This is a genomic window from Micromonospora sp. WMMD1102, assembly GCF_029626265.1.
Taxonomy (GTDB): Bacteria; Actinomycetota; Actinomycetes; order Mycobacteriales; family Micromonosporaceae; genus Plantactinospora.
Genome location: NZ_JARUBN010000001.1, coordinates 8,017,343 through 8,044,271, shown reverse-complemented (window position 1 = coordinate 8,044,271; position 26,929 = coordinate 8,017,343). Strand labels below are relative to the sequence as shown.

Here is a 26,929-nt window from a genome sequence, read left to right as displayed (position 1 = left end):
GCGATGCTTCCCGGACCCTCCGCTGTACGCGCAGAGCGAAATTTGCATCTCGTGCGGCCGGCGCGACCCCGCGCCGTCCACAGGCTGTGGACAACTTCGTCCACCGGCTGTGGACAACGTCTGCGGCGCCAGGATGTTCCCCGGCCGGCAGGTTCGGCTGGGCCGGACGCTGGCAAACCGGGCACTCGGGAGATATCAACCTATACCGGTCACGACCCCGGGATCATCGAGACCGGGACAGAAACGCGCGGGGTGGTCGGACGAACGTCCGACCACCCCGCGCGAAGGTCAAGGAAGAACCGACGGCCTCAGCGACCCGCCTTGGCGTGGTACTCGTCCACGATCTCCTGCGGGATACGCCCGCGGTCGGAGATGTCCTTGCCTTCCTTCTTGGCCCAGGCCCGGATCGCCTTGTTCTGCTCACGGTCGGCGGTGGCGCCACCCCGCCCCCGTGCGGCACGACCACCGACGACCACACCACCCCGGCCCACCTTCGAGCCGGCCGCGACGTACGGGGCGAATAGGTCCCGCAATTTGCCGGCGTTCTTGTCCGACAGGTCGATCTCGTACTGCACGCCGTCGAGCGAGAACTTGACGGTCTCGTCCGCGTCTCCGCCGTCCAGGTCATCGACCAGCTTGTGAATGATCTGCTTGGCCACGTGTCGCTATCCTTTCGAGCAGGTTCGCCGCAAACAAGAGCACAATAGCCCGTTAGATGCTTGCTCCGTCAATAGGATGGCGAAACTACGCGACAGCCGCGTCGGCGGCAACTACTCCGGGCGGACCATCGGGAAGAGGATGGTTTCCCGAATTCCGAGGCCGGTCAGGGCCATCAGCAGCCGGTCGATTCCCATTCCCATGCCCCCGAGCGGCGGCATTCCGTACTCCATGGCCCGCAGGAAGTCCTCGTCGAGCCGCATCGCCTCGTCGTCCCCGGAGGCGCCGCGCCGGGACTGGGCGACCAGTCGCTCCCGCTGCACGACCGGGTCGACCAGCTCGGTGTAGCCGGTGGCCAGTTCGAAACCGAGCACGTAGAGGTCCCATTTCGAGGTGAGTCCCGGCTCGTCCGGGTGCGCCCGGACCAGCGGGCTGGTCTCTTCCGGGTAGTCCCGGACGAAGGTGGGCTGGCGCAGCGCCGGCACGACCAGTTCCTCGAAAAGCTCCTCGGCGAGCTTGCCCGGTCCCCACTTGGGGTCGACGGCCAGGCCGACCTTTTCCGCGTACCCGAGCAGGTCGGCCATGCCGGTGCGGACGGTCACCTCCTCGCCCAACGCCTCGGAAAGGGTGCCGAAGAGGGTCACCGAACGCCACTGCCCACCGAGGTCGAACTCGGTGCCGTCGGCGTGCGTCACCACATGCGAGCCGGTCGCGGCGAGCGCGGCCGCCTGCACCAGGTCACGGGTGAGCGTCGCCATAGTGTCATAGTCCCCGTACGCTTCGTACGCCTCGAGCATGGCGAACTCGGGCGAGTGCGAAGAGTCGACCCCCTCATTACGGAAGTTACGGTTGATCTCGAAGACCCGGTCGATGCCGCCGACCGCCGCCCGCTTGAGAAAAAGCTCGGGGGCGATTCGCAGATACAGATCCGTGTCTAGCGCATTGCTGTGCGTCACGAATGGCCTGGCCGTCGCCCCGCCCGGCAGCGGTTGCAGCATGGGGGTTTCGACTTCGACGAAACTCCGGGCGTGCAACGAATCGCGCAGACTACGCAGCGTCGCCGCCCTGGTGCGTACCATCTCGCGGGCCCGGGGGCGGACGATCAGATCCACATAACGCTGCCGGACCCGGGCCTCCTCGCTAAGCGGCTTGTGCGCCACCGGCAGCGGCCGGAGTGCCTTCGCGGTCAGCTCCCAGGAATCGGCGAGCACCGAAAGCTCCCCGCGCCGACTGGTGATCACCTCACCGGTCACCCCGACGTGGTCGCCGAGGTCGACCAGCCGCTTCCACGCCTCCAACCGCTCCGGACCCACCCGGTCCAGCGAGAGCATCGCCTGGAGTTCCGTCCCGTCGCCGTCCCGCAGGGTGGCGAAACAGAGCTTGCCGGTGTTCCGTACGAAGATCACCCGGCCGGTGACGGCGGCGCCGTCCCCGCTCGCGGTGTCGGTGGGCAGCTCCGCGTAACGACCGCGGATCTCGGCCAGCGTCGCGGTACGCGGATACCCCCTCGGGTACGGCTCGATGCCCTCGGCGAGCATGCGGTCCCGCTTCTCCCGGCGGACCCGCATCTGCTCGGGAAGGTCGTCAACCGGGTCGGCGGGGTTCGGGATCTGCTGGCTCACGGCATGCTTCCTCGGGAATTGTGGTCGGCGGAGTTCGGCCCCGAGCGTACTCAAGTGCGCGGGCGGCGGAGCACTGGATAACCTCCTGTCATGGTCGACCAGGTGCACGCCCTCTCCTTCGGCGCCGCGGCGGAACGCTACGACCGGTACCGGCCGGACTATCCGGAGCCGGCGGTCGGCTGGGCGGTCGGCCGTCCCGCCCCGGCCGAGGTGGTCGACCTGGGCGCCGGCACCGGCATCCTGACCCGGGTACTGCTGCGGCTCGGCCACCGGGTGACACCTGTCGAGCCGGACCCGGGGATGCGGGCCAGGCTCGACGCCGCCACCCCGGAAACCGTGGCCCTGGCCGGTTCGGCCGAGCGGGTACCGCTGCCGGACGACTCGGTGGACGCGGTCGTCGCCGGGCAGGCGTACCACTGGTTCGACCAGCCGGTCGCGCACGCCGAGGGTGCCCGGGTGCTCCGCCCCGGCGGGACGTACGCCGCGGTCTTCAACCAGCGCGACGAGTCGGTGCCCTGGGTGGCGGCGCTGACCGCGATCACCGTCGAGGTGCTCGGCGGGCGCGGCGCCTCCGACGACGGGCCCGGGATCGACGGCTTCGGCCCGGAGTTCGGGCCGGTCGAGCGGAACGAGTTCCGGCACGGCCTGACGCTCACCCCGGAGGAGCTGGTCGGGATGATCAGCACCCGCTCGTACTACCTGACCGCCGGTCCCGAGCGGCAGCGGGAGGTGGCGGCGCGGATCCGGGAGCTGACCGCCGGCCATCCGGACCTGGCCGGGCGGGAGAGCTTCGCGCTGCCGTACCGGACGGTCGTCTACCGGGGTGTACGGCGCTGAACCGGCCCGCCGCAGGGCGGCGGCGGAGGGGTCAGCGGTTGCGGTCGTAGACCATGCGCAGCCCGATCAGCGTGATCATCGGCTCGTGGTGGGTGATCGTCCGGCACTCCCCGATCACCAGCGGTGCCAACCCGCCGGTGGCGATCACCGCCCGCACCTCGCCCAGCTCGCCGACCATCCGCTCGACGATCCGGTCCACCTGGCCGGCGAAGCCGAAGTACATCCCGGCCTGGAGACACTCCACGGTGTTCTTGCCGATCACCGAACGGGGCACGGCCGGCTCGACCTTGCGCAACTGCGCCGCCCGGGCGGCGAGCGCGTCGAAGGAGATCTCGATGCCGGGTGCGAACGCCCCGCCGAGGAACTCGCCCCGGCCGCTGATCACGTCGAAGTTGGTGGTGGTGCCGAAGTCGACCACGATGGACGGCCCCCCGTAGAGGGTGTACGCCGCCAGGGTGTTCACCACCCGGTCGGCGCCGACCTCCTTCGGGTTGTCGATCGCCAACTGCACCCCGGTCTTCACCCCCGGCTCGACGACCACGTTCGGCAACTCGCCGTAGTAGCGGGCCAGCATCGTCCGCAGCGAGCGCAGCGCGGCCGGCACCGTGGAGCAGGCGGCCACCCCGGTGATCTCGACGGCGTCCCCGGCCAGCAGGCCGCGGAACTTGAGGCCCAGCTCGTCGGCGGTGGACCGGGCGTCGGTCTTGATCCGCCAGGAGTGCACCAGCTTCTCGCCCTCGAAGGTCGCCAGCACGGTGTTGGTGTTACCGATGTCGATACAGAGCAGCATGTCGTCAGTCCCGGGCCCCGAGTCGTGGCGCGTCCCGCCGCTACGCGGCGCGCGAGCGGAGGTCCAGTGCGATGTCCAAGATAGGCGAGGAGTGGGTCAACGCCCCAACCGAGAGGTAGTCCACGCCGGTCGCCGCGTACTCGGCGGCGGTTTCCAGGGTCAGCCCGCCGGTCGCCTCCAGCTCGGCCCGGTCGCCGACCGCCGCGACCACCTCGGCCAGCAGCGCCGGGGACATGTTGTCGCAGAGCAGGAAGTCGGCGCCGGCCTCCACCGCCTCCAGCGCCTCGGCCACCGTGGTCACCTCGACCTGCACCGGCACCTCCGGGAACGCCTGCCGGACCCGCCGGTACGCCGGCCCGATGCCGCCGGCCGCCAACTTGTGGTTGTCCTTGATCATCGCCACGTCGTACAGGCCGAGGCGCTTGTTCGCGCCGCCGCCGGCCCGTACCGCGTACTTCTCCAGCGGGCGCAGCCCCGGGGTGGTCTTCCGGGTGTCCAGTACCGTCGCCTTGCTGTCGCCCAGCGCCGCCACCCAGGCCCGGGTGTGGGTGGCCACCCCGGAGAGCCGGCAGAGCAGGTTCAGGGCGGTCCGCTCGGCGGTGAGCAGTCCCCGGGTCGGCCCGGTGACCGTGGCCAGCACCTCCCCCTCGGCGACCTCGGCACCGTCGCCGGCCACCGGCAGCACCCGTACGTCCGGGCCGCCGGCCAGCTCGAAGACGGCCGCCGCCACCGCCAGCCCGGCCAGCACCCCGTCGGCCCGGGCCACCACGTCGGCGCTGTCGACCTGCTCGGCCGGGATGGTGGCCACACTCGTCACATCCAGCCGCTCCGGCCCCAGATCCTCCTCGAGTGCCGCCCGGACGATGCGTTCCACCTCCGCCGGGTCGAGCCCGCCGGCCCGCAGCGCCCCGATCGTCGAATCCGTCAGCACGGTGCCTCCCCATCCCGTCACGGTGCCTCCCGGTCCCGTCACAGTGCCTGCCGGTTCCGTCACGGTGCCTGCCGGTCCCGTCACAGTGCTTCCCAGTCCTGTCGCAGGTTGCCCGCCGGACCGATCGACCCGACCAGGTGCCCGAGCCAATCGTCGCGCGATTCCGAGTAATCCTCGCGCCAATGGCAACCCCGGGTCTCCTGCCGGGCGTACGCCGCGCCGACCAGCGCCGCCGCCACCGTCAGCAGGTTCGTCGCCTCCCAGCTCGCGGTGCGCGGCGCACCCCGGGTGCCGCCCAGGGTGACCAGCTCGGCGGCGGTTGCCCGGAGCGAGTCGGCCGAACGGAGCACACCGGCTCCCCGGGTCATCGCTCTTGCCAGCCGCTCCCGCACCGCCGGGTCGACCGCAGCGCCCTCGCCGCCGCGCCACGCCCCGGTGGGCGCCGGCTCGGCCTGGGCCGGCAGGTCCCGGGTGATGTCCTGGGCGATCCGGCGGGCGAAGACGAGCCCTTCCAGCAGCGAGTTGCTGGCCAGTCGGTTGGCGCCGTGCACGCCGGTGCAGGCGACCTCGCCGCAGGCGTACAGGCCGGGGATGGAGGTGCGGCCGGACAGGTCGGTGCGTACCCCGCCGGAGGCGTAGTGCGCGGCCGGGGCGACCGGGATCGGCTGCTCGGCCGGATCGATGCCGGCCGCCAGGCAGGAGGCGACGATGGTGGGGAAGCGCCGGCCCAGGAACTCGGCGCCGAGGTGCCGGGCGTCCAGGAAGACGTGGTCGGCGCCGGTGGCCAGGAGTACCCGGTGGATGCCCTTGGCCACCACGTCCCGGGGTGCCAGCTCGGCCAGTTCGTGCTGGCCGACCATGAACCGCTTGCCGTCCGCGTCCACCAGGTGCGCGCCCTCGCCGCGCAACGCCTCGGTGACCAGCGGCCGCTGTGCGGCCCGCTCCGGCACGACGCCGTCGACCGCCGGGGCGACCGGGGTCAGCAACGCGGTCGGATGGAACTGGACGAACTCGAGGTCGGTGACGGCGGCACCGGCCCGCATCGCCAGCGCGACACCGTCACCGGTGGAGACCGTCGGGTTGGTGGTGGCGGCGAAGACCTGCCCCATCCCGCCGGTGGCCAGCACCACCGCGCGGGCCAGGATCGCGCCGACCCCGTCCTCGCTGCCCTCGCCGAGCACGTGCAGGGTGATCCCGCAGGCCCGGCCGGGACCGGCCCAGCCGCCGTCCGGCGCCCGGAGCAGGTCGAGGACGAGGGCGTGCTCGACCAGCCGGATCCAGGGGTCCCGGCCGACGGCGGCGTGCAGTGCCCGCTGCACCTCGGCCCCGGTCGCGTCGCCACCGGCGTGCACGATCCGGTCCGCCCGGTGCCCGCCCTCCCGGCCCAGCATCAGCGACCCGTCCGGGTTGCGGTCGAACTCGGCACCGGTCCGGATCAGCTCGCGCAGCCGGGTCGGTCCCTCCGCCACCAGCACCCGGACCGCCGCCGGGTCACAGAGCCCGACCCCGGCCAGCTCGGTGTCCGAAGCGTGCGCCGCCGGGGTGTCCAGCGGATCGAGTACGGCGGCGATGCCGCCCTGTGCCCACCGGGTCGAGCCGTCGTCGATGTTGACCTTGGTCACCACTGTCACGTGCAGTCCTGCCTCGCGCAGGTGCAGTGCGGCGGTGAGCCCGGCGATGCCCGACCCGATCACGATCACGTCGGTCGTCTCCACCCAGCCCGGTGCCGGCGCGGCCAGCAGCCGGGGCGCCACCGGCAGGTCGACGGTCGGAAACTGCATCTTCCAAGTCAACCGTGTACCGGCCGGATCGGTGGGCCCGGGGCCGGGATAAGTGGCCCACGACGCTCCGCCGATCCGGACACCGCGGCCGCCCGCTCCGCCCCGCCGGGACAACCGGGCAGGTCAGCGTCGAAATCGACCGGGGTCACCCGGTCGGCTCGGCGGCGGAATCGACCGGGGTCAGCCGGGCGCCTCGGCGGCGGGCTCGGCCGGGGTCAGCCGGTCCGGACGGGCAGGCCGGTGGAGCCGGCACCCTTGAGCGAGCGGGTGAACGCGCCGTCGGAGACCCACAGGTAGCAGCGGACCCCCCGGTTGCCCGCCGTCCAGTCGTTCCGGCCACCCGGCAACGTCACCACACCGGTACGGAACCGGACCGTACTCTGCGACACCCCGACGAACCGGGCGGCCACCGTGTAGCAGCCGTCGTAGAACGGCTGCCAGTCGCGGTCCACCGTCGGGTACTTCAGGGTCGCCGGAGCCCGCCACACCCCGGCGAACTCGGTGTTGTGCCGGGCCGAACACTCCAGCCGGGACATCCGGTCGATGGTCCTGTTCCGGTCCAGGGTGGCGCCGTAGCAGCCCAGCCGCAGCGGCCCGGCCTCGCCCAGCGCACCCTTCAGGCTCGCCGTCCGGGTGACCGGCTCGCCGTTCTCCTCGACATTGGACAGTTCCGTCACGTCGCAGCGGAACCACCGCGCGCCGGCCGCCCAGCCCCTCGTCGACGGCACCGCCACGCCCAACCACAGCCGGCCGGTACGCCAGTCCGCACCGAGGAAGCCGCGCGCCCGGCTGTCGCACTCCGCGTACGCGGTGCCGAATTCGGCCGAGCCCGCTGCCGGCGGCTTGTCCGCCCCGGCCGCCGCCCCGGCGAACGTGCCGACGTGCACCGTCTCCAGCCGATGACTGCCGGCACACTCCACCGGCGCGTACGACGACAGGTAGACCGTCTCGGAGAAGTCCGCGGAATGGCAGGTCTCGGCGGCCGGGGTGAATACCGTCGGCTCGCCGACCAGCGCCCAGTCGTCGGTGAGGTCGCCGTCGGTGCCGCCCGGCGGGGCGCAGCCGGTGGCGCCGAGCAGCACGGCCCCGGCCAGCGCCAGGGCGCTCGTCCATCGGCGCATCGCGTCCTCCCCAGGGCGACCTACGGTCCGGATGCCTGCACCCTACGTTAACCGCCAGCGGCTCCCGGAAGGAGAGATCATCTTCCCGGCGGGTCGGCCTTGACGGCAGCCGGGTCACCAGCGTCCCACGCAGCCGGGTCGGGGCGTTCCCGGCGCACCGCCCGAGGTCAGCCGGTGGCCACCAGGTCGCCCCGGACCGGGTCGCCGGCCATTCCGGGTACGGCCCCGGCCGGGTCGGCGCCGAGCGAGAGGATCCGGTTCTCGGCGTCGACGTGCACGATCCTCGGCTGGTACGTCCGCGCCTCGGCGTCGTCCATCTGGCCGTACGAGATCAGGATGACCAGGTCACCGGGATGCACCAGGTGTGCGGCGGCACCGTTGATACCGATCACGCCACTGCCCCGCTCACCGGGGATCACGTACGTCTCCAGCCGGGCACCGTTGGTGATGTCCACGATCGCCACCTGCTCGCCGGGGAGCAGGTCGGCGGCGTCCAGCAGGTCGGAGTCGACGGTCACCGAGCCGACGTAGTGCAGGTCCGCCTGGGTCACCGTGGCCCGGTGGATCTTCGACTTGAGCATGGTGCGGAACATCGGGTACGTCCTCCGTGATGCGGGGTGGTTCTGGGACGGGCGGTCGGTTCTCGGGCGGTCGGTTCTCGGGCGGTCGTCCGGCGGTCGACGCCTCAGCCGCCCGGTGCGGTGGCCGGAGCCAGTTCGACAGCCATGTTGTCGATCAGCCGGGTCGAACCGACCCAGGCGGCCACCAGCATCCGGGCCGGGCCGGTCACCGGAGCCGGGCCGAGGTCCGGGGCGGTCAGCACCAGGTAATCCAGCTTGGCGGCGCCGGTCGTACCCTCGCCGAAGGCCCGGTAGGCGGCGGCCAGCGCGGCGTCGGCACCCCGGCCGGCCCCGGCGGCGTCCGCGCCCGCCCGCAGCGCCGCCGACAGCCGCAGCGCGGCGGTCCGCTCCTGGGCCGAGAGGTAGCGGTTGCGGCTGGACAGCGCCAGCCCGTCCGGCTCACGGACCGTCGGCACCCCGACGATCTCCACGTCCAACTCCAGGTCCCGGACCATCCGGCGGACCAGGGTGAGCTGCTGGTAGTCCTTCTCGCCGAAGATCGCGACGTCCGGGCGGAGCAGGTTGAGCAGCTTCGCCACCACGGTCAACACGCCGGTGAAGAAGCCGGGGCGGCTGGCGCCCTCCAGCTCCTCGCCGAGGCTGCCCGGGTCGACCCGGACCATCGGCTCGCCGTCCGGGTACAGCTCCTCTCGGGACGGGGCGAAGACGTACCTGACCCCGGCCGCCCGGCAGACCGCCAGGTCGGCCTCGAAGGTCCGGGGGTACCTGTCGAAGTCCTCGTTCGGGCCGAACTGGAGCGGGTTGACGAAGATCGTCGCCAGCACCGTCCCGGCCCGCTCCCGGGCCGCCCGCAGCAGCGCCTCGTGCCCGGAGTGCAGGGCGCCCATGGTCATCACCACCGCCAGGTCGCCCGGCAGGGACGCCAGGGTCGCCGCCAGCTCCGCCCGGGTACGCAGTACCTCGGTCATCGCCACTCCTCTCCGCCGCCGGACCACGGGCGTACCGCCGGCTGGCTCCGGCCGGTCACGCGGCGGCGACCTTCCGGTCCCGGTCGGCGAGGACGCCGAGCAGGAAGTCGGCGTCGGCCGGGCGCAGCCGACCGGCGGCGATCGCCCGATCGGCGGTGCGGCGGGCCAGCGCCAGGTAGCCGGGCACCGACTCGGGGGCGGTGGCGGCGAGCCGGTCCAGGTGCCGGGCGATCGTACCGGCGTCGCCCCGGGAGACCGGGCCGGTCAGCGCGGCGTCACCGAGCCGCAGCGAGTTGTCCAGGGCGGCCCGCAGCAGCGGCCCGAGCACCTTCGCCGGCTCGGCCACCCCGGCGGCCCGGAGCAGGTCCGCCGCCTCGTTGACGAGCGTGACCAGATGGTTCGCGCCGTGCGCGAGCGCCGCGTGGTAGAGCGGGCGGTCCGGTCCGGCCACCCACTCGGGTACTCCGCCGAGGTCGGCGACCAGCCGGACCGCGAACGGCCGCAGCGGCTCCGGGACGGTCACCCCGTACGAGATGCCGGGCAGCCGGTGCAGGTCCTCGGCGGTACCGGTGAAGGTCATCGCCGGGTGCAGCGCCAGCGGGTACGCGCCGACCGCCTCGGCCGGGGCGAGTACGTCCAACCCGTGCGCGCCGGAGGTGTGCGCCACCACCTGCCCCGGCCGGAGTACGCCGGTCCGGGCCAGTCCGGTTACCACCTCGGCCAGCGCGTCGTCCGGTACAGCGACCAGCAGCAGGTCTGTCGCGGCCCGCGCCACCTCGTCGGCGGGGAGTACGGCGGTCCCCGGCAGCAGCCGGTCGATCCGGTCCCGGGCGGCGGTCGAGACCCCGGCGGCGGCGACCACCCGGTGCCCGGCCCGGCCCAGCGCGGCAGCGAGCACGGCACCGACCCGGCCGGCGCCGAGCACCCCGACGGTGAGCTGGCGGGGGATCATGACATGCGGGCGCGCGGAAGCCGTCATAACAGTGATCCAGTCCTCGATAAGTGGTACCGGTCGATCGCAAGTATGCGCCGTCCGGCCAGCTCAGGACCAAGAGGTTGTGAAAACCTTCACCGCCGCATCGGGGTTGACGGAGTGTGTCGTCTTGTCGACCCTCCCCCCGTTCACAGCTTGCGGACGAGGATCCGGCCCGAGTCGCCGCCCGAGGCGAGCAACGTGCCGTCGGCGGCGAGTTTGACCCGATAGGTACGACCGGTCGGGCCTGTCGCAGGGCAGCGCTCGAACGCCGAGTCGGCAACGCGGGTGGCCGCGTCAACGACCTCCGTGTCCCCTCTGCGGCCGATGGCCAGCGTCGCACCATCGGGCGAGTAGTCCCAGCCGTAGCAGGTGTCCCAGCGGTCGGTGCGATAGGCGTCCGGAAAGTGCCAGACCAGCTCGCCGGTCTCGATCGACAAGGCACAGGGCCCCTGGACGGGGTCGGGGTTGGTCACGACCAGACTCTCGGTGGGATCGAATCCGATCTTGTGCAACTGCCGTGCGCCCGCCGGTGGGACCGGCGCCGGGATGCGCGCGGTAAGGCGCCCCGCTGCGATATCCCATACCTCGATCTCGTTGGTCGGGTCGTGCAGCGCGTCTTCGTGCCGGTAGACGACGCCGCGACTTGGCCGGTACAGCGCGAGCAATCGCCCCGACGGCGACAGCGCACCTGCGCGGCATTCCGTCGTGCCAGCCTTGGTGCACACCTCGAAGAGCACAGAACCATCTGTATCAATCACCCGTACCATATCCCCGGCGTCGAACACGAGCAGCCTGCGCCGGGCGGCGTCCCATACAGGTTGCACGCAGAAGGGGTTGAACTGGGCATCCTGGTATTGTCGGTAGGCGGCAAGGGTCCGCTGCTGCCCGCTTGCCGGGTCCAACAGACGGGTCTCCTCGTTGAGCGCGTAGATGATCCGCTCACCGTCGGCGTCGAAAAACACCGTGTGGATAAACGTCTGAGCTTTGCCTAACGGTTCCGGTCGGGTCTCCGGTGGCTCGGTGTGCAACAGCCGGCGGTGGCCGGTGGCGATGTCCACCAGATGGATCTCCGCGCCGTACGCCTCCTTGAGCATCGTTCCGACGACCAGGGTTCGGCCGTCCGGTGAGAGGTCGAACACGTCGCCTGAAGAGCGATTCGGCACCAGAAACTCCAGCACCGTGTCACCGCGCGCCGCGCCAGCGACATCCGCGACACGGCAGAATCCTTCGCGCATCATCTTGTCGCGAACTTTCCAGCAGGCCCACTCGGCTTCGTGGTCATAGCTGACATCCAAATACTTGACGGTCTCGCGGGGTTTTCTGCCTTCGGTCCATGCCGTGCGGATCAACCGCCTGCCGTCGAGCCTGATGCGGTAGAACTTCGGCCGTGCGGGGTCCGGGAACGTCAGCGTCATGTCGATCGGGGTCACGGGGAGGAACCTATCGTTGTGTTGCGACAGCCCGGCAAGGCCGAGCTTCGGCGCCGCATATCCTGGGCCGGTGCCGATCGGATGGCGAGCCGCGATGACCACCGCGCTCTACGGTGACCAGGGGTTCTTCGTCACCGGCGCCGGGCCGACCGCGCACTTCCGGACCAGCGCGCACATGCCGCTGCTCGGCGCGGCACTGCTGCGCCTGCTGGACCGGCTCGACGCGGCGCTGGGCCGGCCGGACCCGCTGCAGCTGGTCGATGTCGGTGCCGGCCGGGGTGAACTGCTCGGCACGCTGGCCAGGCTCGCCCCGCCGGCTCTCGCCGCCCGGCTTCGGCTCACCGCCGTCGAGCTGGCGCCACGCCCGGACGGACTGCCGGAGTGGGTTGACTGGCGCCCGGAGCCGCCGGAGCGGATCGTCGGGCTGCTGCTCGCGACCGAGTGGCTGGACAACGTACCGCTGGACGTGGCGGAACCCGGTCCGGGCGCCTGGCGACGAGTCCTCGTCGACCCGGCCGACGGGACCGAGTCGCCGGGCGGCCCACTCGACCCGGCCGAGGCGGCGTGGCTGGACCGGTGGTGGCCGCTCCCGGCCGACCAGTGCCCGCCGGATCGGGTCGAGATCGGGCTGCCCCGGGACCTCGCCTGGGCCGAGGCGGTCGGCAGCCTGCATCGAGGGCTGGCCCTGGCCGTCGACTACGGGCACCTGCGGAAGGCCCGTCCGCGTCACGGCACGCTTACCGGGTTCCGGGCCGGCCGGCAGGTCGGTCCAGTACCGGACGGCAGCCGAGACCTGACCGCGCACGTCGCGATCGACTCTGTGGCGGCGGCCGGTACGGCGGTGGCTGGCCAGCCGTACACCCTGGTCGAGCAGCACACCGCGCTACGTGCGCTCGGTGTCGACGGACGACGACCGGCCCTGGCGCTTGCCTCGACCGACCCGGCCGGCTATCTGCGGGCGCTCGCCGGTGCGTCCACGGCGGCCGAGCTGACCGATCCGGCCGGCCTCGGCGGGCACTGGTGGCTGCTCCAACCGGTCGGCGTCGAGCCGGACCCGGCCGGATGGTTCAGTGCAGAACCCGTTGCACCGGCACCCGGGCGAGGCGGGAGATGACGTCGTAGCCCGGTCGTCGTGCAGCACGTCAGCCGGTTGCGGACCGCCGTCACCGACACGACCAGGTCCCCCACCGATGCGCGGTTGTGCTGGCTGAGGTCACCGAGCTTGTTCTGCAACTCGCGGGCGAGCTGCCATGCGTCGTCCGGTACTGGCACCCACGGATAACTGGCTTTCAGAAGTTCCTGCATGGCCCGCCTGGGCGCCCCGCCGGCAACCCGGCGCAGCACCTCCGACTCGACCGGATCGCAGATTCCGACGATGCCCACCGATACCGCGCGCTGCCAGCGCCGGTCCGCCTTCCGTTGCTGGAGCCGGGCGATCGCGCTGGTGTCAGCGAGATAGCGGAGGCTCACGCGGGCCGGCCCGGCCCGGCCTGCTGTGCGGTCGAGCGGGCCGCGACGCCCTTCTCGGCCGCCTGCTCCTCCTCCCAGAGATCCCAGGCGACCTCCCCGCGCTCGGCCATCTCCTGCGACTCCAGGAGTGCCTCAAGCCGGCGCATCCGGTCGCCCACCTCCCGGAGGGCCGCGTTCACGGTGTCCTTCTTCGTGGTGGTGCCCAGCAGCCGGGCCGCTTCGGACAGCAGATCCTCGTCGATGTCAACCATGCTGCGCGCCATATGCCTATGACGCAAAGGACAGACACATCCTGCAAGAAACGCATCAGTGTGCTGTCGAACGAGCGCCGCGCGGTCGGGTCGGCCGGCTATGCAGCCGGGCCGGTCGTGGCACGATGACGGGCATGACTGCCGACACCGGGGCGCTGCGGGAGCTGACCGTCGGCACCGGGGCGGGCCTCGACACCGCCGACATGGTGCTGAACATCGGGCCGCAGCATCCGTCGACGCACGGCGTACTCCGGCTCAAGCTCGTGCTCGACGGGGAGCGGGTGATCGCCTGCGAGCCGATCATCGGCTACATGCACCGGGGCGCGGAGAAACTCTTCGAGGTACGCGACTACCGGCAGATCATCGTGCTGGCCAACCGGCACGACTGGCTCTCGGCGTTCTCCAACGAACTGGGCGTGGTGCTGGCGGTCGAGCGGCTGATGGGGATGGAGGTGCCGGAACGGGCCGTCTGGCTGCGTACCGCCCTGGCCGAGTTGAACCGGGTGCTCAACCACCTGATGTTCCTCGGCTCCTACCCGCTGGAGATCGGCGCCATCACCCCGGTGTTCTACGCCTTCCGGGAACGGGAGACCCTCCAGGCCGTCATGGAGGAGGTCTCCGGCGGCCGGATCCACTACATGTTCAACCGGGTCGGCGGACTCAAGGAGGAGGTGCCGGCCGGTTGGACCCGGCGGGCCCGGGCGGCGATCGGCGAGGTACGCCGCCGCCTGCCGGACCTGGACAACCTGATCCGGCGCAACGACATCTTCCTGGCCCGTACCGTCGGGGTCGGGGTGCTCTCCGCCGCCGACGCGGCCGCGTACGGCGCCTCCGGGCCGGTCGGCCGGGCCTCCGGGCTCGACCTCGACCTGCGCCGCGACGAGCCGTACCTGGCGTACGGGTCGCTGGAGGTGCCGGTGGTCACCCGCAGCGCCGGGGACTGCCACTCCCGCTTCGAGGTCCTGCTCGACCAGGTGTACGTCTCACTCGACCTCGCGGAACGCTGCCTGGACCAGGTCGACCGGATCACCGGTCCGGTGAACGTGCGGCTGCCCAAGGTGGTGAAGGCGCCCGAGGGGCACACCTACGCCTGGACCGAGAACCCGCTCGGGATCAACGGGTACTACCTGGTGTCCCGGGGTGACAAGACGCCGTGGCGGATGAAACTGCGCACCGCGTCGTACGCCAACGTGCAGGCGCTGGCCACGCTGCTCCCCGGCTGCCTGGTGCCGGATCTGATCGCGATCCTGGGCTCGATGTTCTTCGTCGTCGGCGACATCGACAAGTAGTCGGCCGCCGACGGGCCCGACACCCCGGTACCGGGCTGAGTGTGCGGGAGTGCGTGTTCGCCAGCGGGGAAGTCAGCGCCAGTCGCCGTCGGTGGCGTAGCCGTACTCCGACCGTCGGGTGCCGCCGGCCCGGGGTGACTCGTCCAGCGGCGGGTAGCCGTACTCCTCGTCGTCCCGGTGCCGCCGTCCTCGGCGGGCCGGCTCCGGTTCGGGCTCCTGGCGGGGCGGACCCCAGGCGGCGGCCGGGTCCACGCCGCCGGCCGGCAGCGCCGGAGCAGCAACGGAGCACTGCCACCCCTGACCCCCGGTGCCGAGGTCGCCGCCGCCACGCCAGTCCCCGTCGCCGCCACCGCCGCCACGCCAGTCCCCGTCGCCGCCACCGCCGCCACGCCAGTCCCCGTCGCCGCCACCGCCGCCACGCCGGTTCCCGTCGCCGCCACCGCCGCCACGCCGGTTCCCGTCGCCGCCACCGCCGCCACGCCGGTTCCCGTCGCCGCCACCGCCGCCACGCCGGTTCCCGTCGTCGCCAGCGCCGCCGGACCAGCCGGCCGGACCGTGCCGGCCGCCGGTAGACCGGTCGTCGTCGCGCGACTCCGACCACTCGCGCCCGGCCCGCCGGTCCTGCTCCGGCCTCGGCTCTTCGCGGCGCATCTCCGCCCAGCGGCCCTCGACGCGCAACTCCGTACCCGACTCGTCGGAGCGCATCGACGCCTGGCGCTCGCCCATCCGGACCTCCCGGCCACGGTCGTCGGTGCGTACCGAGGTCCAGTTGTCACCGGCCCGCAGCTCGGCCCAGTACGAGTCGTCGGCCGGGTCGCCGGTCTCCAGGTCCGGATCCGGCTCGGCCGAACGGCCGCGCCAGACACCCTCGCCGAACCGCCACCCGTCCCGCCCCTGTCCGGTGGACTCACCCGGCTGGCGACCCTGTGCCGACCGCCGGTCGTCCGGCGGCTCGTCCCGGCCGTCCGGCTGGCTGCCGCCGCCTCCGTAACCGCCGCCGTGGGTGGCACCGCCGTGGGTGGCACCGCCGTGGCCGCCGCCGCCGTAGGTGTTGCCGGCATCCTGGACCTCGTCCTGGTCGCCGGGCCGGTATCCGTTCGGCTCCCCGCCGCCCCATCCACCGGCACGGCCGTAGCCGCCACCGCCATCGCCCGCACGGTCGTCACGGCCGGCACCGCTCACACGGTCGTCACGGCCGGGACCGCTCGCACGGTCGCCAGCACCGCCGTGAACACCGGGTCCGTCGTCGTAACCGCCGCCGTGGCGGGGCTCGTCACCGCCCCGGCCGCCGGTCCCGCCGCCGCGTTCTCCGCGACCGCCGTAGGTGTCGCCGCCGTAACCGCCGCCACCTCGACGCTCGTCTCCGCCCCGGCCGGCGCTCCCGCCCCGTTCACCACCGCCGCCGTGACCGCCGTAGTTCCCGCCGCCGTAGGTCCCGGCGCCATGGTTCCCGCCCCCGTACGTTCCGCCCCCGTACGTTCCGGCGCCGTAGGTCCCGCCGCCGTGGCTGCCGGTCGGTGCTCCGCCGTAACCGGTGCCGTGACCGCTTGTGCCGTAACCGCCCGGCTGGGCTGCGCCGCCGCCGTAACCGCCGCCGCCGTACGTCCCCGCACCGGCGCCGTAACCGAAGTGGTCGTCGTCCTCGTGCGCACCGACGATGGTCTGCCGGGTGGTCACCTGAACCGTCTCGGTGTGCCGGACCACCCCCCGGCCCAGCGGCGGCCCGGACATCGGGCCGGGCGTCGGGCCAGGGTTGCCCGGCAGGCCGCCGGAGCCGCCCTGCCGGGGTCCCGGCGGGGCCCACGACTGGCCGTGCCGCCCGGACCCGCCCGTCGGGGTGTCGTCCCGGCCGTACCGCCCCCGGGCCGATCCGCCCCGGTCACCACCGCTGTGCTGGCCGCCGGCCCGGTAGCCGGCGGAGTGCTGGCCGGCGGAGTGCTGCCCGCCGCCATGCTGCCCGCCGCCATGCTGCCCGCCGACCGACCGGCCGTGGAACTCGCCGGTCTCGTCCGGGTCCTCCAGCGGCGGCGGAGCCGAGTCGCCGACCGCCCGGCGGGGTCCGTCGGGGCGGGAGCCGGCTACCGGTCCGCCGGGCGCCCAGCTCGGCGGGGCCGGCCCGTCCGATACCCGGCCGGCGCGCGCCGGATCGCCGTGCTCGCGACCGCTCCGGGGCGACCTCGCCGCCGCCCGGCCGGCGGGCGTAGCTGCCGGGACCGGCGCACCGGCGACCACCCCCGCATCACCGGCCGACCCGCTCGCGGCACCCGGCACACTCGCGGCACCCGCCACATTTCCGGCACCCGCCACACTCGTAACACCCGGCACAGTGGCGGCACCGGGCACTCTGGCGACCATCGGTGCGACCGGCCCGGCCGTACCGGCCCGGACCGACTCGATCTCGCCGCGCAGCGCCTCGACGTTGCCCTGTACGACCTCCAGCTTCTCGCCGAACGCCTTGTGTGTGGCCCGGGCGGCGGTGGCGATGTCGTTGCGCAGTTCGCCCCGCAGGTCGTCGAGTTCCTCGACGAGGGTTTCCTCCAGGTCGAGCCGGACACCCTCCGAGTCGCCGCGCAACGTGATCGACAGTCCGATCAGGACAACCGCGAGTACGGCCAGCACCGCCGCGATCCGCAGCGGGCCGTTACCCTGCCCGAGCAGGAGTAACAGGGCGGCCAGCGGAGCCAGCCCCACCCCGACCCAGAAGAGTACGGTCAGCAGCGGCCTACGGCGGGTTTCCTCGGGCGCCTCGCGGGCTGACATGGCAGTCGAGCCTACCCACAGTTGCCGTGGACCGAAATGGCGACGCCGGTAAAGGAAGACGTGAAGGAAGGGGCCGGCCGACCCCACCCACGGTGGTGCCGGCCGGCCCCTGTGTCAGTCGCGCCGGCGGGCGGTCAGCTCGCGGCGAGCGCGCCGTCGGAGGAGAAGACCAGTCCGACGCTGATCGTGCCGGTGGTCAGCGCCGACTTGGTCTGCGGGCCACCGGCGTCGAGCGAGTCGAACCGGCCCGCGTTGAAGTTGTAGACCTGGACCAGCCCGGCCTGGCACTTCGGCCGCTGCGGGCACTCCGGCGGGCCGCCGAGTACGGTCGCCGAGCCGGAGCACTTCGCGGCCAGTTCGCTGAGCGTGCGTACGCCGTACTTGTCGGCGAACGCCTTGGTGACCGCGAACGCGTTCTGGTCCTGTGCGGCCGAGGGCTTGCCGAAGGTGATCCCCACCTTCTCGCCGGCCGCCTTGAGCCCGTTCACCGTCTGGTCGAGGTCGGGCGAGGAGATCGGCGGCGGGGTGGCGCCGGCGTTGGCGTTCACCTTGTTGTTCAGGAAGTCCGCCATCGTGGCGGCGTACTCCGGGACGACCTGGATGTCGCCCTTCTCCAGCGCCGGCTCGTACAGCTCGCGGTTGCCGATCTGCTGCACCTTGACCTGGTAGCCGGCGGCGGTGAGGGCGATCCGGTACAGCTCGCCGAGGGTCTGGTTCTCGCTGAAGTTGGCCGCGCCGACGGTGATGTTGCCGCTGCCGCCGGTCGGGATGCCCGCCGTGAGGTTGCTGGCCGCGGCGAACTCCTCGGCGGCCGCCTTCGGGGTCTTGCGGTCCACGTCGACCGCCTTGTTCAGGTTGATCAGCTTGGTCGTGTCGAGGCTGTCCGAAACCTTGTCCAGGGCCGCGACCAGCTGCGGCTGGGCGACCTTGCTGTTGATCGCCGGAATGATGTTGTCGGTGTTCTGGAGCTTCTTGTCGTCGTCGAGCACGACCAGGCCCGACCCCGCCACCGGCGCGCATCCGGCGCCCTGGGCCCCGGTGGCCGGGGCCTGGGTGCCGGACGAGCCGGCCCCACCGCAGCCGGCGAGAAAGCCGGCCGCGACGATGGCGCCGGCCGCGCCCACTGCCAGACGTGTACGCGTACGCATGAAAACGCCCGCCTCCTGTGTCCCGGCGCGGCCCCCCGTGGGCCGGCCGCGTGTCCGACGGGCGACATGTCAGGACGGCCGCCCGCGACCTTCCACGAAACATCCTCCCGTCTGGTACGACAATTCGTGGCCGGCTTCGTTCCCGGATCGTCACGCAAAGAGGCACACAGAGCGCAGCGTCGGCTACGCGGGGTGAAACCCACGCGGGCGGGCCCCTGCCCAGCCGGGCCGTCACCCGCCGTGGCCCGTGACCAGCCCCACACCCGCCGGCCACTCCGAGGCACGGCAGGAGCCGCGACGAACGGCCAGAAGCCGCGGCGAACGGCTAGGAGCCGGTGATCGCCGCCGCTGCCCGCTGGTCGGCCCGCCGGACGAGCCGGCGCCGGGCGCGGCGCAGCGGCCGGGGCGTGACCACGCGTTCCACCAGCCCGAAGGCCAGCTCGACCAGCAGCGCGAGTACCGCGACCAGCAGGCCGCCGGCCAGGATCTGCCCGCCGCCGACCGATATGCCCAGCCCGAACCCGGCGCTGATGATCTGCCCCAGCCCGCCGCCGTTGACGAACGAGGCGAGCGCGGCGGTCGCCACCACCTGCACGGCGGCGGTCCGGAACCCGGCCGCCAGGTACGGCACCGCGAGCGGCAGCTCCACCCGGCGCAGCAACTGCCCACCGGAGAGCCCCATCCCGCGTGCGGCGTCACGCACCTCCGGGTCCACCTGCCGGACCCCGGTGTACGCGTTCGCCAGCAGCGGCGGCACCGCGAAGACCGCCAGCGCGATGATCACCGGCGGCTTGCCGAAGTTGAGCGCGGTAAGCGGCAGGATGGTCAGCAACGCGATGGTGGGGATGGCGAGCGTGACATTGCAGACCAGCACCACCGCCCCGCCGCCCCGGCCGATGTGACCGAGCCAGAGCCCGAGCGGCCAGGCGACCAGGCAGCCGAGCGCCACGGCGACGGCCGAGATGCCCAGGTGCTCCACCAGCCGGTCGAAGACCCCGCCGGGATTGGTCCAGTTCAACGGGTCGTTGAGCCAGACGACCGCCTGCTCGATCGGGTTCATCCGGCCACCCTCCCCGGGATCGTCCGCCGCTGCCGCACCGGCCTCATCCGGCCGCCGCCCGGCGCCGGGCCCACGGGGTGAGCAGCCGGGCCAGGCCGGCCAGGGCCAGATCCAGGACCAGAGCCAGGAGTACGCAGAGCAGCGTCCCGGTCATGATCTCGGCCTTGAAGAAGTTGTTCCGGAACCCGCCGAGGATGAGCTGCCCGAGCCCGCCGTGTCCGACGAGTACCCCGACGGTGACCAGGGCCACCGTGGAGACGGTCGCCAGGCGCAGGCCGATGAAGATGCCCGGCAACGCCAGCGGCAGGTCGATCCGGAGCAGCCGGGCGAACCGGCCGTACCCCATGCCCTGTGCCGCGTCCCGGACCTCCTCCGGCACCTGGTTGAACCCGGCGAGCGCGTTGCGGACGATCAGCAGCAGCGCGTAGAGGACCAGGCCGAGCAGTACCGTCGCGGTCCCCGTGCCCAGGTACGGTGCGACGAAGGCGAAGAGCGCCAGCGAGGGGATCGTGTAGAGCACGCCGGAGAGTGCGAGAATCGGCCCGGTGAGCGGCCGGAACCAGTACGCCAGCACGGCCAGCGGGATCGCGACGAGCGCGGCGATCAGCACGGCCTGCGCGGTGAGGGCGGCGTGTTCGCGCAGGGCGGCGACGATCGTCTCGGAGTTGCCCTGCACATAATCCCAGGAGAACCACGGATTACCCGGGTCAGCCCGGTCCATCACCCGGAAGGACATACGTGGACGTTACCCCGGAGGCCGGCTCCGCCGGGTCCGCCGGCACCACGGGTGCCGCCGCGATAACCCTCGACCAGGTACGCAAGCAGTATCCCGACGGCACGGTGGCAGTCGATGAGCTGAGTCTGGAGGTCAAGGCCGGCGAGCTGGTGGTGCTGATCGGGCCGTCCGGCTGCGGCAAGTCCACCGTGCTGCGCATGATCAACCGGCTGATCGAGCCGACCTCCGGGCGGATCCTGCTCGGCGACGAGGACGTCACCCGGGTCGACCCGGTACGGCTGCGGCGGCGGATCGGCTACGTGATCCAGAACGTCGGGCTCTTCCCGCACCAGACCATCGCCACGAACGTCGGCACCGTGCCGAGGCTGCTCGGCTGGCCGAAGGCCCGGACCGCGCAGCGCGTCGCCGAGCTGCTGGAGCTGGTCGGCCTCGACCCGGGCATCTTCGGCCCGCGCTATCCGCACGAACTCTCCGGCGGCCAGCGGCAGCGGGTCGGGGTCGCCCGGGCGCTGGCCGCCGACCCGGTGGTGCTGCTGATGGACGAGCCGTTCTCGGCGGTCGACCCGATCGCCCGGGCCCGGCTCCAGGAGGAGTTCCTGCGGCTTCAGGCCGAGGTGCGCAAGACGGTCGTGCTGGTCACGCACGACCTGGACGAGGCGGTCCGGCTCGGCGACCGGATCGTGGTGCTCTCCCAGGGCGGCCGGCTGGAGCAGTACGCCAACCCGGCGACCCTGCTCGGCGAGCCGGCCTCGGCGTTCGTCCGGGAGTTCGTCGGGACCGACCGGGCGATCCGGCGACTGGCGGTCACCCCGGTGACCCGGGACCTGCTGCGCCCGCTGCCGGCCGACCCGGAGGCGGTCGCCGGGCTGCCGACCGTGCCGCTCGGGTCGTCGCTCTACGACGCGCTGGCGGTGCTGCTGCGGACGAACTCGGACGACGCCCGGGTGACGGGCGACGACGGCGAGCCGGTCGGCACGCTGCGCCGGTACGAGATCCTCAGCATCGACTACCCGGCCGACCCGGTCGGATAGCCACCCGCAGCCTGGCCCGGCAACCGCAGCACGGACCGGGCGGCCATAGCCCGGACCCGGACCGGACCGGGCCGTGGCCCGGACCGGGCAACGGCAGCCCGGCCCGGCAGCCCGGCCCGGCAACCGCGGCCCGGTCCGGCGGCAGACGTCACGACGCCCGGAGTGCGCCGATCGCGGGAGGGAAGGGCGGTCGGTCACTCCGGGCGCCGTCGAGCGGGCTTGTCCACCCGCGTGTGCCGAGGTCGTGCCCGGGGGGAGGGCGTCGACCTCAGCGCCGGCCCCGCCATCCGCCGAGGGTGGCCAGGCCGATGATCCAGCCGACGAAGAAGCCGTACCCGGCGCCGCTGCCGGCGGCCTGGAAGGCGCCCAGCAGCGACGGGTTGCTGCCGATCAGCGTGGCCAGCAACGCCGCGAACGCACCGGCGAAGACGTACGCCGACCAGCCGGCGAAGAGCTGGCTGAGGGTTCCCCGGGCGCGGGCCAGTTGCGAGCCGGGCAGCAGGTAGAGGAAGACCCAGGTGAGCACCACCACGAGGATCGCCTTGAGGTCGGCGGCGATGACGTTCTGGATCGTGTCGTCCGAGTCGAACCGCCAGGCCGGCCAGGCGAGCAGCCGGAGGAACCAGCCGCCCGCGGTGTCCGGGTCGGTTTCGTCCCGGGCCCAGTCGGCATACCAGGGGCTGCCGAAGACCAGGACCAGTACGAGTGCGGCGAGGGTACCCGCACCCGTGGCCGTCTTGTATCTGTTGGTGAGAGCCATACACAGCTAATTCCCAGCCGAATCCGATCGCGAAACCCGATGCCGGATTCTTGGAATGCGCTTGGCTTCAACCGATTCGCACCATTGACGCGATGACAGTCGTGGATTGCCGGAATTGCCGGACCGATCCTCGGCTGCTTCCGGAGGTACGCCTCAGTGCTTCTGCAGATAGTCGATGAAGGCGGCCCGGAGCAGCGGCGCGGTCTCCTCGTAGCCGTGGCCGGTGAACTCCCGCCAGAGCGCGACCGCCTCGTCGACGGTCGGACCGGCCGAGTTCGGCGAGCCGTCCAGCGCCGCCGCCTCGTCCGCGTTCGGCAGGTGCCGGATCACCGACCAGAAGAAGCCGATGTCCCGCCGTTCCCGGGCCAGCGCGAAGGCCCGTTCCCGCAACTCCTCGGTGGACAGCGCGTCCAGCTCGGCAAAGCTCGGCGTGGTACGCGACTCGGAACCCGATTCCGTCATGCGCCGAGCCTATCCGCCCGAACCACCGCAAGCCGCACCGCCCGCGCCGAGCAGCTGCTCGGCGCCGAGGTCGCCGGCCGGGTCACCGGTCGGTCGCGTCCCAGCGGTCGCCACCCCAGCGGTCGGTCGGCTGGCCGGGCAGCGACGAGGTCCACGGCTCCGGCCGCTGCGCCTGGGCGGTCTCCCAGCTCGGCGCCGCCGCCGGCTCCTCCTCCACCGCCCAGTCCCGGCCCCGCTCGGCGTACCCCCGGGGGCGGCCGTTCGCCTCGACCAGGCGGGTCACCAGCAGCCCGGCGGCCACCAGTACGGCGGCCAGGGCGGTCGGCGCGATGTCCAGGTCGCGCTCGTCGGCGTACCAGATGAACACGGTGAGTGCGACGGTCGCGAGCAGCCCGCCGGCGATCCCGCCCCGCCGGCCGAAGGCGCTGGCGCCGCCGAGCAGCGCGGCACCCATGGCCAGACCGGTCCACTCGATGCCGGTGGTCGGCGCCACCGGGCCGGTCCCGCCGGCCGCCAGCAGCATCCCGGCGCCGACCGCGAAGACCGTCGACAGCACCAGGCCGAGCGTGACCAGGACTCCGGCGGCCCCGCCCCGGCGCAGCGCCGGGTCAGCCACCGGCCGGAACCGGCCGACGGCCCGGCGTACGGTCTTGACGGTGCCGAGCAGCCCGGCCAGTACGGCCACGGCGGCGAAGCCGGCGAAGAGGTAGAGCGCGTGCCGGGTCGGGTCGTAGTCGCCCTGCACCTCGACCGGCGCACTCCGCTGCTCGATGAAGACGACCACCCCGAGCCCGGCGGCGAGGCTGGCCGCCCAGCTCGGCACCTGGAAGCCCACCACGAGTACGGCGATCACCAGGCCGACCGCCACCCCGGCGACCAGCGCCGGCAGCATCGCCGTGACCACTCCCCGGTCGGAGTTCTCGGCGAAGTGCAGCGCGGTGGCGACCGCGACCGGGCCCAGCGCGAGGTTCGGCGCGGCGGTCCGCAGGGTCAGCCCGGCGCCGAGGGTCAGCAGGCCGATCGCGGTGCCGAGGACCAGCAGGCTCTCCCGCTGGTCGCCGCGGAGCAGCTCGGGGAAGTCCCGGTTGGTCAGGAAGAGCAACACCCCGACCACGACCAGCAGCACCAGTTCCCAGAGCAGGTGCACGGCGATCCGGTCCCGGCCGGGCTCGCCGTGCGCCGGGTCGTCGAAGACGTTCTCCAGCGAGGCCGCCGAGACGTTGCGCCGCCGGGTCGGTTCGGCCGGCTCCGGGTCTCCGGTGCCGGCCGGTTCGCCGCCCATGAACCGGCCGGTGACGCCACCGGTCGAGGTACGGCCGGCGTCGTAACCCGAGTCGTCGTCGTACCGGGGATCGTAGCGGTCGCTGGTGCCGACCGGATCCGTCCCGGAGTCCCGTCGCCGATAGATCGAGTCGTCGTACGCCATCTCGCGCGCCTCCTGTTTCGTCCCGCCGAGCAGGCCCCGGCCCGGGGCGCCATCCGGGACCGGAGCGGTCGGACGTGGGCGGTGATCCATCGGGGTGGACGGATCTGGCCCGGTCGGAGGCACCGTACCCGCGTGCACGCCCGGCCGTCACCCCCGGTACGCGCCGGTTCGGCCCGCTGCCTGCTCAGCGCTGGTCGCGCCACTCCGGATCGTCACTCTCCGAATCGCGGTCATCACGATCTGGCACCCGGCAGGAGCGCTCCAGCCAGAGCGCCGCACCCATCAGGGCGAGCGACGCGCCCAGTCCCGCCGTGGCTGCCGGTACGTCGTTCGCGGCCGCCCGGGTCCGCTCGATGAGCAGCCAGACGTCCAGTCCGGCGTAGAAGCCGGCGAAGATCGCCCCGACCAGTGCGGACGCCTTGGCCAGTACGACGAACCGGGCCACCGCCAGCGGCTCCACCGGATCCCGGCCGGGCCGGCGCTCGATCCGGGCCTTGGTGTTCGCCGCCGCGTACCCCTCCAGGGCGGCGAGCCCGAGCAGGGTGACGATCGGCAGCCAGGGCAGTGGCGGGATGTGGCTGTAGAAGCTGCTGACCAGCAACCAGGCCAGGGCCGCCGATGCGAGTCCGGCGACCACCAGGGTGGCGGGTCTGGTCGGACCCATCCGGCCGCGCTCGGGGGCCGGGCCGCGCGTCGGGGATCTGCGCTCGGTCACAACTCTTCCTCACTCCGCTCGTCGTCACTACCTCGTCGTCACTGCCTCGACGACCGCCGCCGCCGGGTCACCGGCAGCTCCGGGTCGGGCACCGCCCGGCGGGGCGGCACGGCGTCCGCTCCGCGCCTGGGCCGACGGGGATGCCGCCGCGGGCCGCGGCCCGCCGTCAATCCGACTCTAACCGCAGATCCGGACGAGGGCGCAGGTCCAGCACGTCGGTGGCGACCGGCTCGCGCGCCATCAGGTCGGTCAGCCAGCCGTGGCCCGGCAGCCGCCCGTACGGGTCGACGTCGATCCACGGCCGGAGCACGAACGCCCGCAGGTGGGCCCGGGGATGCGGCAGGGTCAGTTCCGGGTCGTCGCCGACCACCGGCTCGCCGTCCGCCGACCAGACCGCGATCACGTCGACGTCGAGGCTGCGCGGCCCGAACCGGCGCCCCGGATCGCGGACCCGGCCGGCCGCCGCCTCGGCGGCCCGGGCCCGGTCGAGCCAGTCCCGCGCTCCGGCGGCGTCGTCCCGCACCAACAGCACGGCGTTCAGGTACGCCGGCTGGTCCGGGTCACCCCACGGCGGCGTCTCGTAGACCCCGGAGGCGACCAGGAGTACGTCCCGCAGCCCGGTCACCGCCGTGCGCAGGTGTCCAAGCCGGTCGCCGAGGTTGCTGCCGAGCGAGAGCACCGCCCGGCTCATCCGGTGCCGCCTTCCCGGACGGCGCGCCGCCGGGTGACGGTCACCGCCACGTCGGCGAAGTCGTGCGGGATCGGCGCCTGCGGCTTGTGCACGGTGACGGTGCCGACGAGTACCCGTGGATCCGCCAGGCAGGCGGCGGCGAGCCGCTCGGCCAGCGTCTCGATCAGGTTCACCGGCTCGCCGGTCACGATCGCGACCAGCCGCCCGGCGAGTTCGCCGTAGTGCACGGTGTCGGCCACGTCGTCGGAGCGGCCGGCGACGGAGAGGTCGAGTTCCAGCACCACGTCGACGACGAAGTCCTGCCCCCGCTCCCGCTCGAAGTCATAGACGCCGTGCCGGCCGCGCGCCCGCAGCCCGGTCAGCACGATCCGGTCGGTGGTCGGTCCGGCCCTGTCGTCGGCTCCGCCGCCCGCCGCCCTGGTCATCCGGTCGGCCCTGTCGTCGGCTCCGCCGCCCGCCGCCCTGGTCATCGGGTCGGCCCTGTCGTCGGCTCCGCCGCCCGCCGCCCTGGTCATCGGGTCGGCTCCCCGGTCGCCAGTCGGGGGCGGCCGCTGGCGGCCCAGACGGCGAGCGCGTCCACTGTCCCCCGTACGTCGTGCACCCGTACCCCCCAGGCGCCGGCCGCGACCGCGAGCACGCTGGTGGCGATCGTGGCGGCGGCACGCTCCCCGGTCGGCCGGGGCGTACCGTCCGGGCCGGCCAGCAGGCTGCCCAGGTACGACTTGCGGCTGGCCGCGAAGAGCAGTGGATAGCCGAGCGAGAGCAGTTCGGGCAGCCGGGCGGTGAGCTGCCAGTTGTCGGCCGGCCGCTTGGCGAAGCCGAGCCCGGGGTCGAGCACGAGGCGGTCGGCGGCGACCCCGGCGGCGAGGGCGGCGGCGATCCGCTGGGCCAGCTCGGCCCGCACGTCGGCGACCACGTCGGTGTAGTGGGCGAGTTCCTGCATCCGCTTGGCGTGCGCCCGCCAGTGCATCAGGATCCACGGGCAGCCCGCCTCGGCGACCACCCTGGCCATGTCCGGGTCGGCGAGCCCGCCGGAGACGTCGTTGACCACCGTCGCCCCGGCGGCCAGCGCGGCGGCGGCCACGCCGGCCCGGTAGGTGTCCACGCTCATCGGCACGCCCCGGGCGGCGAGTTCCCGGATCACCGGCAGCACCCGGGCCGCCTCGGTCTCCGCGTCGACCCGGTCCGCGCCGGGCCGGGTGGACTCGCCACCGACGTCGATCAGCCGGGCGCCCTCGGCGTGCATCCGCACCCCGTGCCGGACCGCGGCGTCGAGGTCGGCGTACCGGCCGCCGTCGGAGAAGGAGTCGGGGGTGACGTTGAGGACCCCGATCACCACCGGCTCCGGCGAGCGCAGCAGCTCCGGGGCGCCGCCGCCCTCCCGCACCGACTCGCTCACGACCCGACGCTACCGGCCGGCGGGCCGCCCGGTGGCG

At 73.1% G+C, this 26,929-nt stretch carries 26 protein-coding genes; 4 read left to right on the top strand and 22 right to left on the bottom strand.

Annotation, left to right across the window (positions count from 1 at the left end):
• Positions 1-308 precede the first annotated feature (308 nt).
• Both O7626_RS36545 and lysS read right to left on the bottom strand, forming a co-directional pair.
• The gene (locus O7626_RS36545) at positions 309-659 is read right to left on the bottom strand and encodes an Lsr2 family protein (RefSeq protein WP_192766542.1); all 351 of its coding nucleotides are present in this window, start codon (positions 657-659) and stop codon (positions 309-311) included.
• Between the two features lie 111 nt (positions 660-770).
• On the bottom strand, positions 771-2,279 hold the full coding sequence (lysS, locus tag O7626_RS36540; RefSeq protein ID WP_278065502.1) for a lysine--tRNA ligase: 1,509 nt from the start codon (positions 2,277-2,279) through the stop codon (positions 771-773).
• 90 nt (positions 2,280-2,369) lie between these two features.
• Here lysS and O7626_RS36535 point away from each other — a divergent pair, with 90 nt between their 5' ends.
• The gene (locus O7626_RS36535; RefSeq protein WP_278065501.1) at positions 2,370-3,116 is read left to right on the top strand and encodes a class I SAM-dependent methyltransferase; all 747 of its coding nucleotides are present in this window, start codon (positions 2,370-2,372) and stop codon (positions 3,114-3,116) included.
• A gap of 31 nt (positions 3,117-3,147) precedes the next feature.
• Here the strand turns inward: O7626_RS36535 and O7626_RS36530 are convergent, their stop codons facing one another.
• The 8 genes from O7626_RS36530 to O7626_RS36495 all read right to left on the bottom strand — a co-directional run bounded on the left by O7626_RS36530 (position 3,148) and on the right by O7626_RS36495 (position 11,796).
• A complete protein-coding gene (locus tag O7626_RS36530; RefSeq protein WP_278065500.1) occupies positions 3,148-3,906 on the bottom strand; it encodes a type III pantothenate kinase in 759 nt (252 codons plus the stop codon).
• 40 nt (positions 3,907-3,946) lie between these two features.
• Entirely contained in the window at positions 3,947-4,834 is an 888-nt protein-coding gene (gene nadC, locus O7626_RS36525; RefSeq protein ID WP_278066484.1) for a carboxylating nicotinate-nucleotide diphosphorylase, read from the bottom strand.
• Positions 4,835-4,917: 83 nt separating this feature from the next.
• On the bottom strand, positions 4,918-6,618 hold the full coding sequence (locus O7626_RS36520) for an L-aspartate oxidase (protein ID WP_278065499.1): 1,701 nt from the start codon (positions 6,616-6,618) through the stop codon (positions 4,918-4,920).
• 215 nt (positions 6,619-6,833) lie between these two features.
• Complete coding sequence (locus O7626_RS36515) at positions 6,834-7,739, bottom strand: septum formation family protein (protein ID WP_278065498.1); 906 nt, start codon at positions 7,737-7,739, stop codon at positions 6,834-6,836.
• Positions 7,740-7,906: 167 nt separating this feature from the next.
• On the bottom strand, positions 7,907-8,332 hold the full coding sequence (gene panD, locus O7626_RS36510; RefSeq protein ID WP_278065497.1) for an aspartate 1-decarboxylase: 426 nt from the start codon (positions 8,330-8,332) through the stop codon (positions 7,907-7,909).
• A 92-nt stretch (positions 8,333-8,424) separates the two neighbouring features.
• Positions 8,425-9,288: a pantoate--beta-alanine ligase gene (gene panC / locus O7626_RS36505; RefSeq protein ID WP_278065496.1), complete on the bottom strand. Its 864-nt coding sequence runs from the start codon at positions 9,286-9,288 to the stop codon at positions 8,425-8,427.
• Between the two features lie 55 nt (positions 9,289-9,343).
• Positions 9,344-10,267, bottom strand: coding sequence for a DUF2520 domain-containing protein (locus O7626_RS36500; protein ID WP_278065495.1), 924 nt, complete (start codon positions 10,265-10,267; stop codon positions 9,344-9,346).
• 143 nt (positions 10,268-10,410) lie between these two features.
• Positions 10,411-11,796 carry a WD40 repeat domain-containing protein gene (locus tag O7626_RS36495; RefSeq protein ID WP_278065494.1) on the bottom strand — a complete coding sequence of 462 codons (1,386 nt, stop codon included), beginning with the start codon at positions 11,794-11,796 and terminating at the stop codon, positions 10,411-10,413.
• Between O7626_RS36495 and O7626_RS36490 the strand changes: the two genes are divergently transcribed.
• Entirely contained in the window at positions 11,765-12,808 is a 1,044-nt protein-coding gene (locus O7626_RS36490) for an SAM-dependent methyltransferase (protein ID WP_278065493.1), read from the top strand. The genes O7626_RS36495 and O7626_RS36490 overlap by 32 nt on opposite strands.
• A gap of 352 nt (positions 12,809-13,160) precedes the next feature.
• Here O7626_RS36490 and O7626_RS36485 read toward each other — a convergent pair whose 3' ends face one another.
• The gene (locus tag O7626_RS36485) at positions 13,161-13,415 is read right to left on the bottom strand and encodes a type II toxin-antitoxin system VapB family antitoxin (RefSeq protein ID WP_278065492.1); all 255 of its coding nucleotides are present in this window, start codon (positions 13,413-13,415) and stop codon (positions 13,161-13,163) included.
• Between the two features lie 125 nt (positions 13,416-13,540).
• Here O7626_RS36485 and O7626_RS36480 point away from each other — a divergent pair, with 125 nt between their 5' ends.
• Positions 13,541-14,704: an NADH-quinone oxidoreductase subunit D gene (locus tag O7626_RS36480; protein WP_278065491.1), complete on the top strand. Its 1,164-nt coding sequence runs from the start codon at positions 13,541-13,543 to the stop codon at positions 14,702-14,704.
• Positions 14,705-14,776: 72 nt separating this feature from the next.
• On the opposite strand, the gene O7626_RS36475 is transcribed toward O7626_RS36480, so the two are convergent.
• The 4 genes from O7626_RS36475 to O7626_RS36460 all read right to left on the bottom strand — a co-directional run bounded on the left by O7626_RS36475 (position 14,777) and on the right by O7626_RS36460 (position 20,408).
• Positions 14,777-17,464 (bottom strand): hypothetical protein, encoded by a 2,688-nt coding sequence (locus O7626_RS36475; RefSeq protein ID WP_278065490.1) that lies wholly within the window; start codon positions 17,462-17,464, stop codon positions 14,777-14,779.
• A 134-nt stretch (positions 17,465-17,598) separates the two neighbouring features.
• Positions 17,599-18,612, bottom strand: coding sequence for a glycine betaine ABC transporter substrate-binding protein (locus tag O7626_RS36470; protein WP_278065489.1), 1,014 nt, complete (start codon positions 18,610-18,612; stop codon positions 17,599-17,601).
• Between the two features lie 325 nt (positions 18,613-18,937).
• Positions 18,938-19,672, bottom strand: coding sequence for an ABC transporter permease (locus O7626_RS36465; protein WP_278065488.1), 735 nt, complete (start codon positions 19,670-19,672; stop codon positions 18,938-18,940).
• Positions 19,673-19,715: 43 nt separating this feature from the next.
• Complete coding sequence (locus O7626_RS36460; protein ID WP_278065487.1) at positions 19,716-20,408, bottom strand: ABC transporter permease subunit; 693 nt, start codon at positions 20,406-20,408, stop codon at positions 19,716-19,718.
• Between the two features lie 2 nt (positions 20,409-20,410).
• Here O7626_RS36460 and O7626_RS36455 point away from each other — a divergent pair, with 2 nt between their 5' ends.
• Entirely contained in the window at positions 20,411-21,439 is a 1,029-nt protein-coding gene (locus tag O7626_RS36455) for an ABC transporter ATP-binding protein (protein WP_278065486.1), read from the top strand.
• 268 nt (positions 21,440-21,707) lie between these two features.
• Here O7626_RS36455 and O7626_RS36450 read toward each other — a convergent pair whose 3' ends face one another.
• From O7626_RS36450 to folP, 7 genes are all read right to left on the bottom strand, one after another.
• Positions 21,708-22,199, bottom strand: coding sequence for a hypothetical protein (locus O7626_RS36450; protein ID WP_278065485.1), 492 nt, complete (start codon positions 22,197-22,199; stop codon positions 21,708-21,710).
• A 153-nt stretch (positions 22,200-22,352) separates the two neighbouring features.
• On the bottom strand, positions 22,353-22,661 hold the full coding sequence (locus O7626_RS36445; RefSeq protein ID WP_278065484.1) for a hypothetical protein: 309 nt from the start codon (positions 22,659-22,661) through the stop codon (positions 22,353-22,355).
• A gap of 82 nt (positions 22,662-22,743) precedes the next feature.
• Positions 22,744-24,087 (bottom strand): ABC transporter permease, encoded by a 1,344-nt coding sequence (locus tag O7626_RS36440; protein WP_278065483.1) that lies wholly within the window; start codon positions 24,085-24,087, stop codon positions 22,744-22,746.
• Between the two features lie 184 nt (positions 24,088-24,271).
• Positions 24,272-24,751, bottom strand: a complete 480-nt coding sequence (locus O7626_RS36435; RefSeq protein ID WP_278066483.1) for a DUF3180 domain-containing protein — start codon at positions 24,749-24,751, stop codon at positions 24,272-24,274.
• 217 nt (positions 24,752-24,968) lie between these two features.
• The gene (folK, locus tag O7626_RS36430) at positions 24,969-25,493 is read right to left on the bottom strand and encodes a 2-amino-4-hydroxy-6-hydroxymethyldihydropteridine diphosphokinase (protein ID WP_278065482.1); all 525 of its coding nucleotides are present in this window, start codon (positions 25,491-25,493) and stop codon (positions 24,969-24,971) included.
• Positions 25,490-25,918 carry a dihydroneopterin aldolase gene (gene folB / locus O7626_RS36425; RefSeq protein ID WP_278066482.1) on the bottom strand — a complete coding sequence of 143 codons (429 nt, stop codon included), beginning with the start codon at positions 25,916-25,918 and terminating at the stop codon, positions 25,490-25,492. Before folB ends, folK begins: the two co-directional genes overlap by 4 nt.
• 86 nt (positions 25,919-26,004) lie before the next feature.
• Positions 26,005-26,892, bottom strand: coding sequence for a dihydropteroate synthase (gene folP / locus O7626_RS36420; protein WP_278065481.1), 888 nt, complete (start codon positions 26,890-26,892; stop codon positions 26,005-26,007).
• Positions 26,893-26,929: the final 37 nt, after the last annotated feature.

Excerpts from the sequence above, each read along its gene's own strand:
- O7626_RS36535 (WP_278065501.1), top strand. The coding sequence starts at position 2,370 with ATGGTCGACCAGGTGCACGCCCTCTCCTTCGGCGCCGCGGCGGAACGC.
- O7626_RS36530 (WP_278065500.1), bottom strand. The coding sequence starts at position 3,906 with ATGCTGCTCTGTATCGACATCGGTAACACCAACACCGTGCTGGCGACC.
- O7626_RS36520 (WP_278065499.1), bottom strand. The coding sequence starts at position 6,618 with ATGCAGTTTCCGACCGTCGACCTGCCGGTGGCGCCCCGGCTGCTGGCC.
- O7626_RS36515 (WP_278065498.1), bottom strand. The coding sequence starts at position 7,739 with ATGCGCCGATGGACGAGCGCCCTGGCGCTGGCCGGGGCCGTGCTGCTC.
- panD (WP_278065497.1), bottom strand. The coding sequence starts at position 8,332 with ATGTTCCGCACCATGCTCAAGTCGAAGATCCACCGGGCCACGGTGACC.
- panC (WP_278065496.1), bottom strand. The coding sequence starts at position 9,288 with ATGACCGAGGTACTGCGTACCCGGGCGGAGCTGGCGGCGACCCTGGCG.
- O7626_RS36500 (WP_278065495.1), bottom strand. The coding sequence starts at position 10,267 with ATGACGGCTTCCGCGCGCCCGCATGTCATGATCCCCCGCCAGCTCACC.
- O7626_RS36485 (WP_278065492.1), bottom strand. The coding sequence starts at position 13,415 with ATGGTTGACATCGACGAGGATCTGCTGTCCGAAGCGGCCCGGCTGCTG.
- O7626_RS36480 (WP_278065491.1), top strand. The coding sequence starts at position 13,541 with ATGACGGGCATGACTGCCGACACCGGGGCGCTGCGGGAGCTGACCGTC.
- O7626_RS36475 (WP_278065490.1), bottom strand. The coding sequence starts at position 17,464 with ATGTCAGCCCGCGAGGCGCCCGAGGAAACCCGCCGTAGGCCGCTGCTG.
- O7626_RS36470 (WP_278065489.1), bottom strand. The coding sequence starts at position 18,612 with ATGCGTACGCGTACACGTCTGGCAGTGGGCGCGGCCGGCGCCATCGTC.
- O7626_RS36465 (WP_278065488.1), bottom strand. The coding sequence starts at position 19,672 with ATGAACCCGATCGAGCAGGCGGTCGTCTGGCTCAACGACCCGTTGAAC.
- O7626_RS36460 (WP_278065487.1), bottom strand. The coding sequence starts at position 20,408 with ATGTCCTTCCGGGTGATGGACCGGGCTGACCCGGGTAATCCGTGGTTC.
- O7626_RS36450 (WP_278065485.1), bottom strand. The coding sequence starts at position 22,199 with ATGGCTCTCACCAACAGATACAAGACGGCCACGGGTGCGGGTACCCTC.
- O7626_RS36445 (WP_278065484.1), bottom strand. The coding sequence starts at position 22,661 with ATGACGGAATCGGGTTCCGAGTCGCGTACCACGCCGAGCTTTGCCGAG.
- O7626_RS36440 (WP_278065483.1), bottom strand. The coding sequence starts at position 24,087 with ATGGCGTACGACGACTCGATCTATCGGCGACGGGACTCCGGGACGGAT.
- O7626_RS36435 (WP_278066483.1), bottom strand. The coding sequence starts at position 24,751 with ATGGGTCCGACCAGACCCGCCACCCTGGTGGTCGCCGGACTCGCATCG.
- folK (WP_278065482.1), bottom strand. The coding sequence starts at position 25,493 with ATGAGCCGGGCGGTGCTCTCGCTCGGCAGCAACCTCGGCGACCGGCTT.
- folB (WP_278066482.1), bottom strand. The coding sequence starts at position 25,918 with ATGACCAGGGCGGCGGGCGGCGGAGCCGACGACAGGGCCGGACCGACC.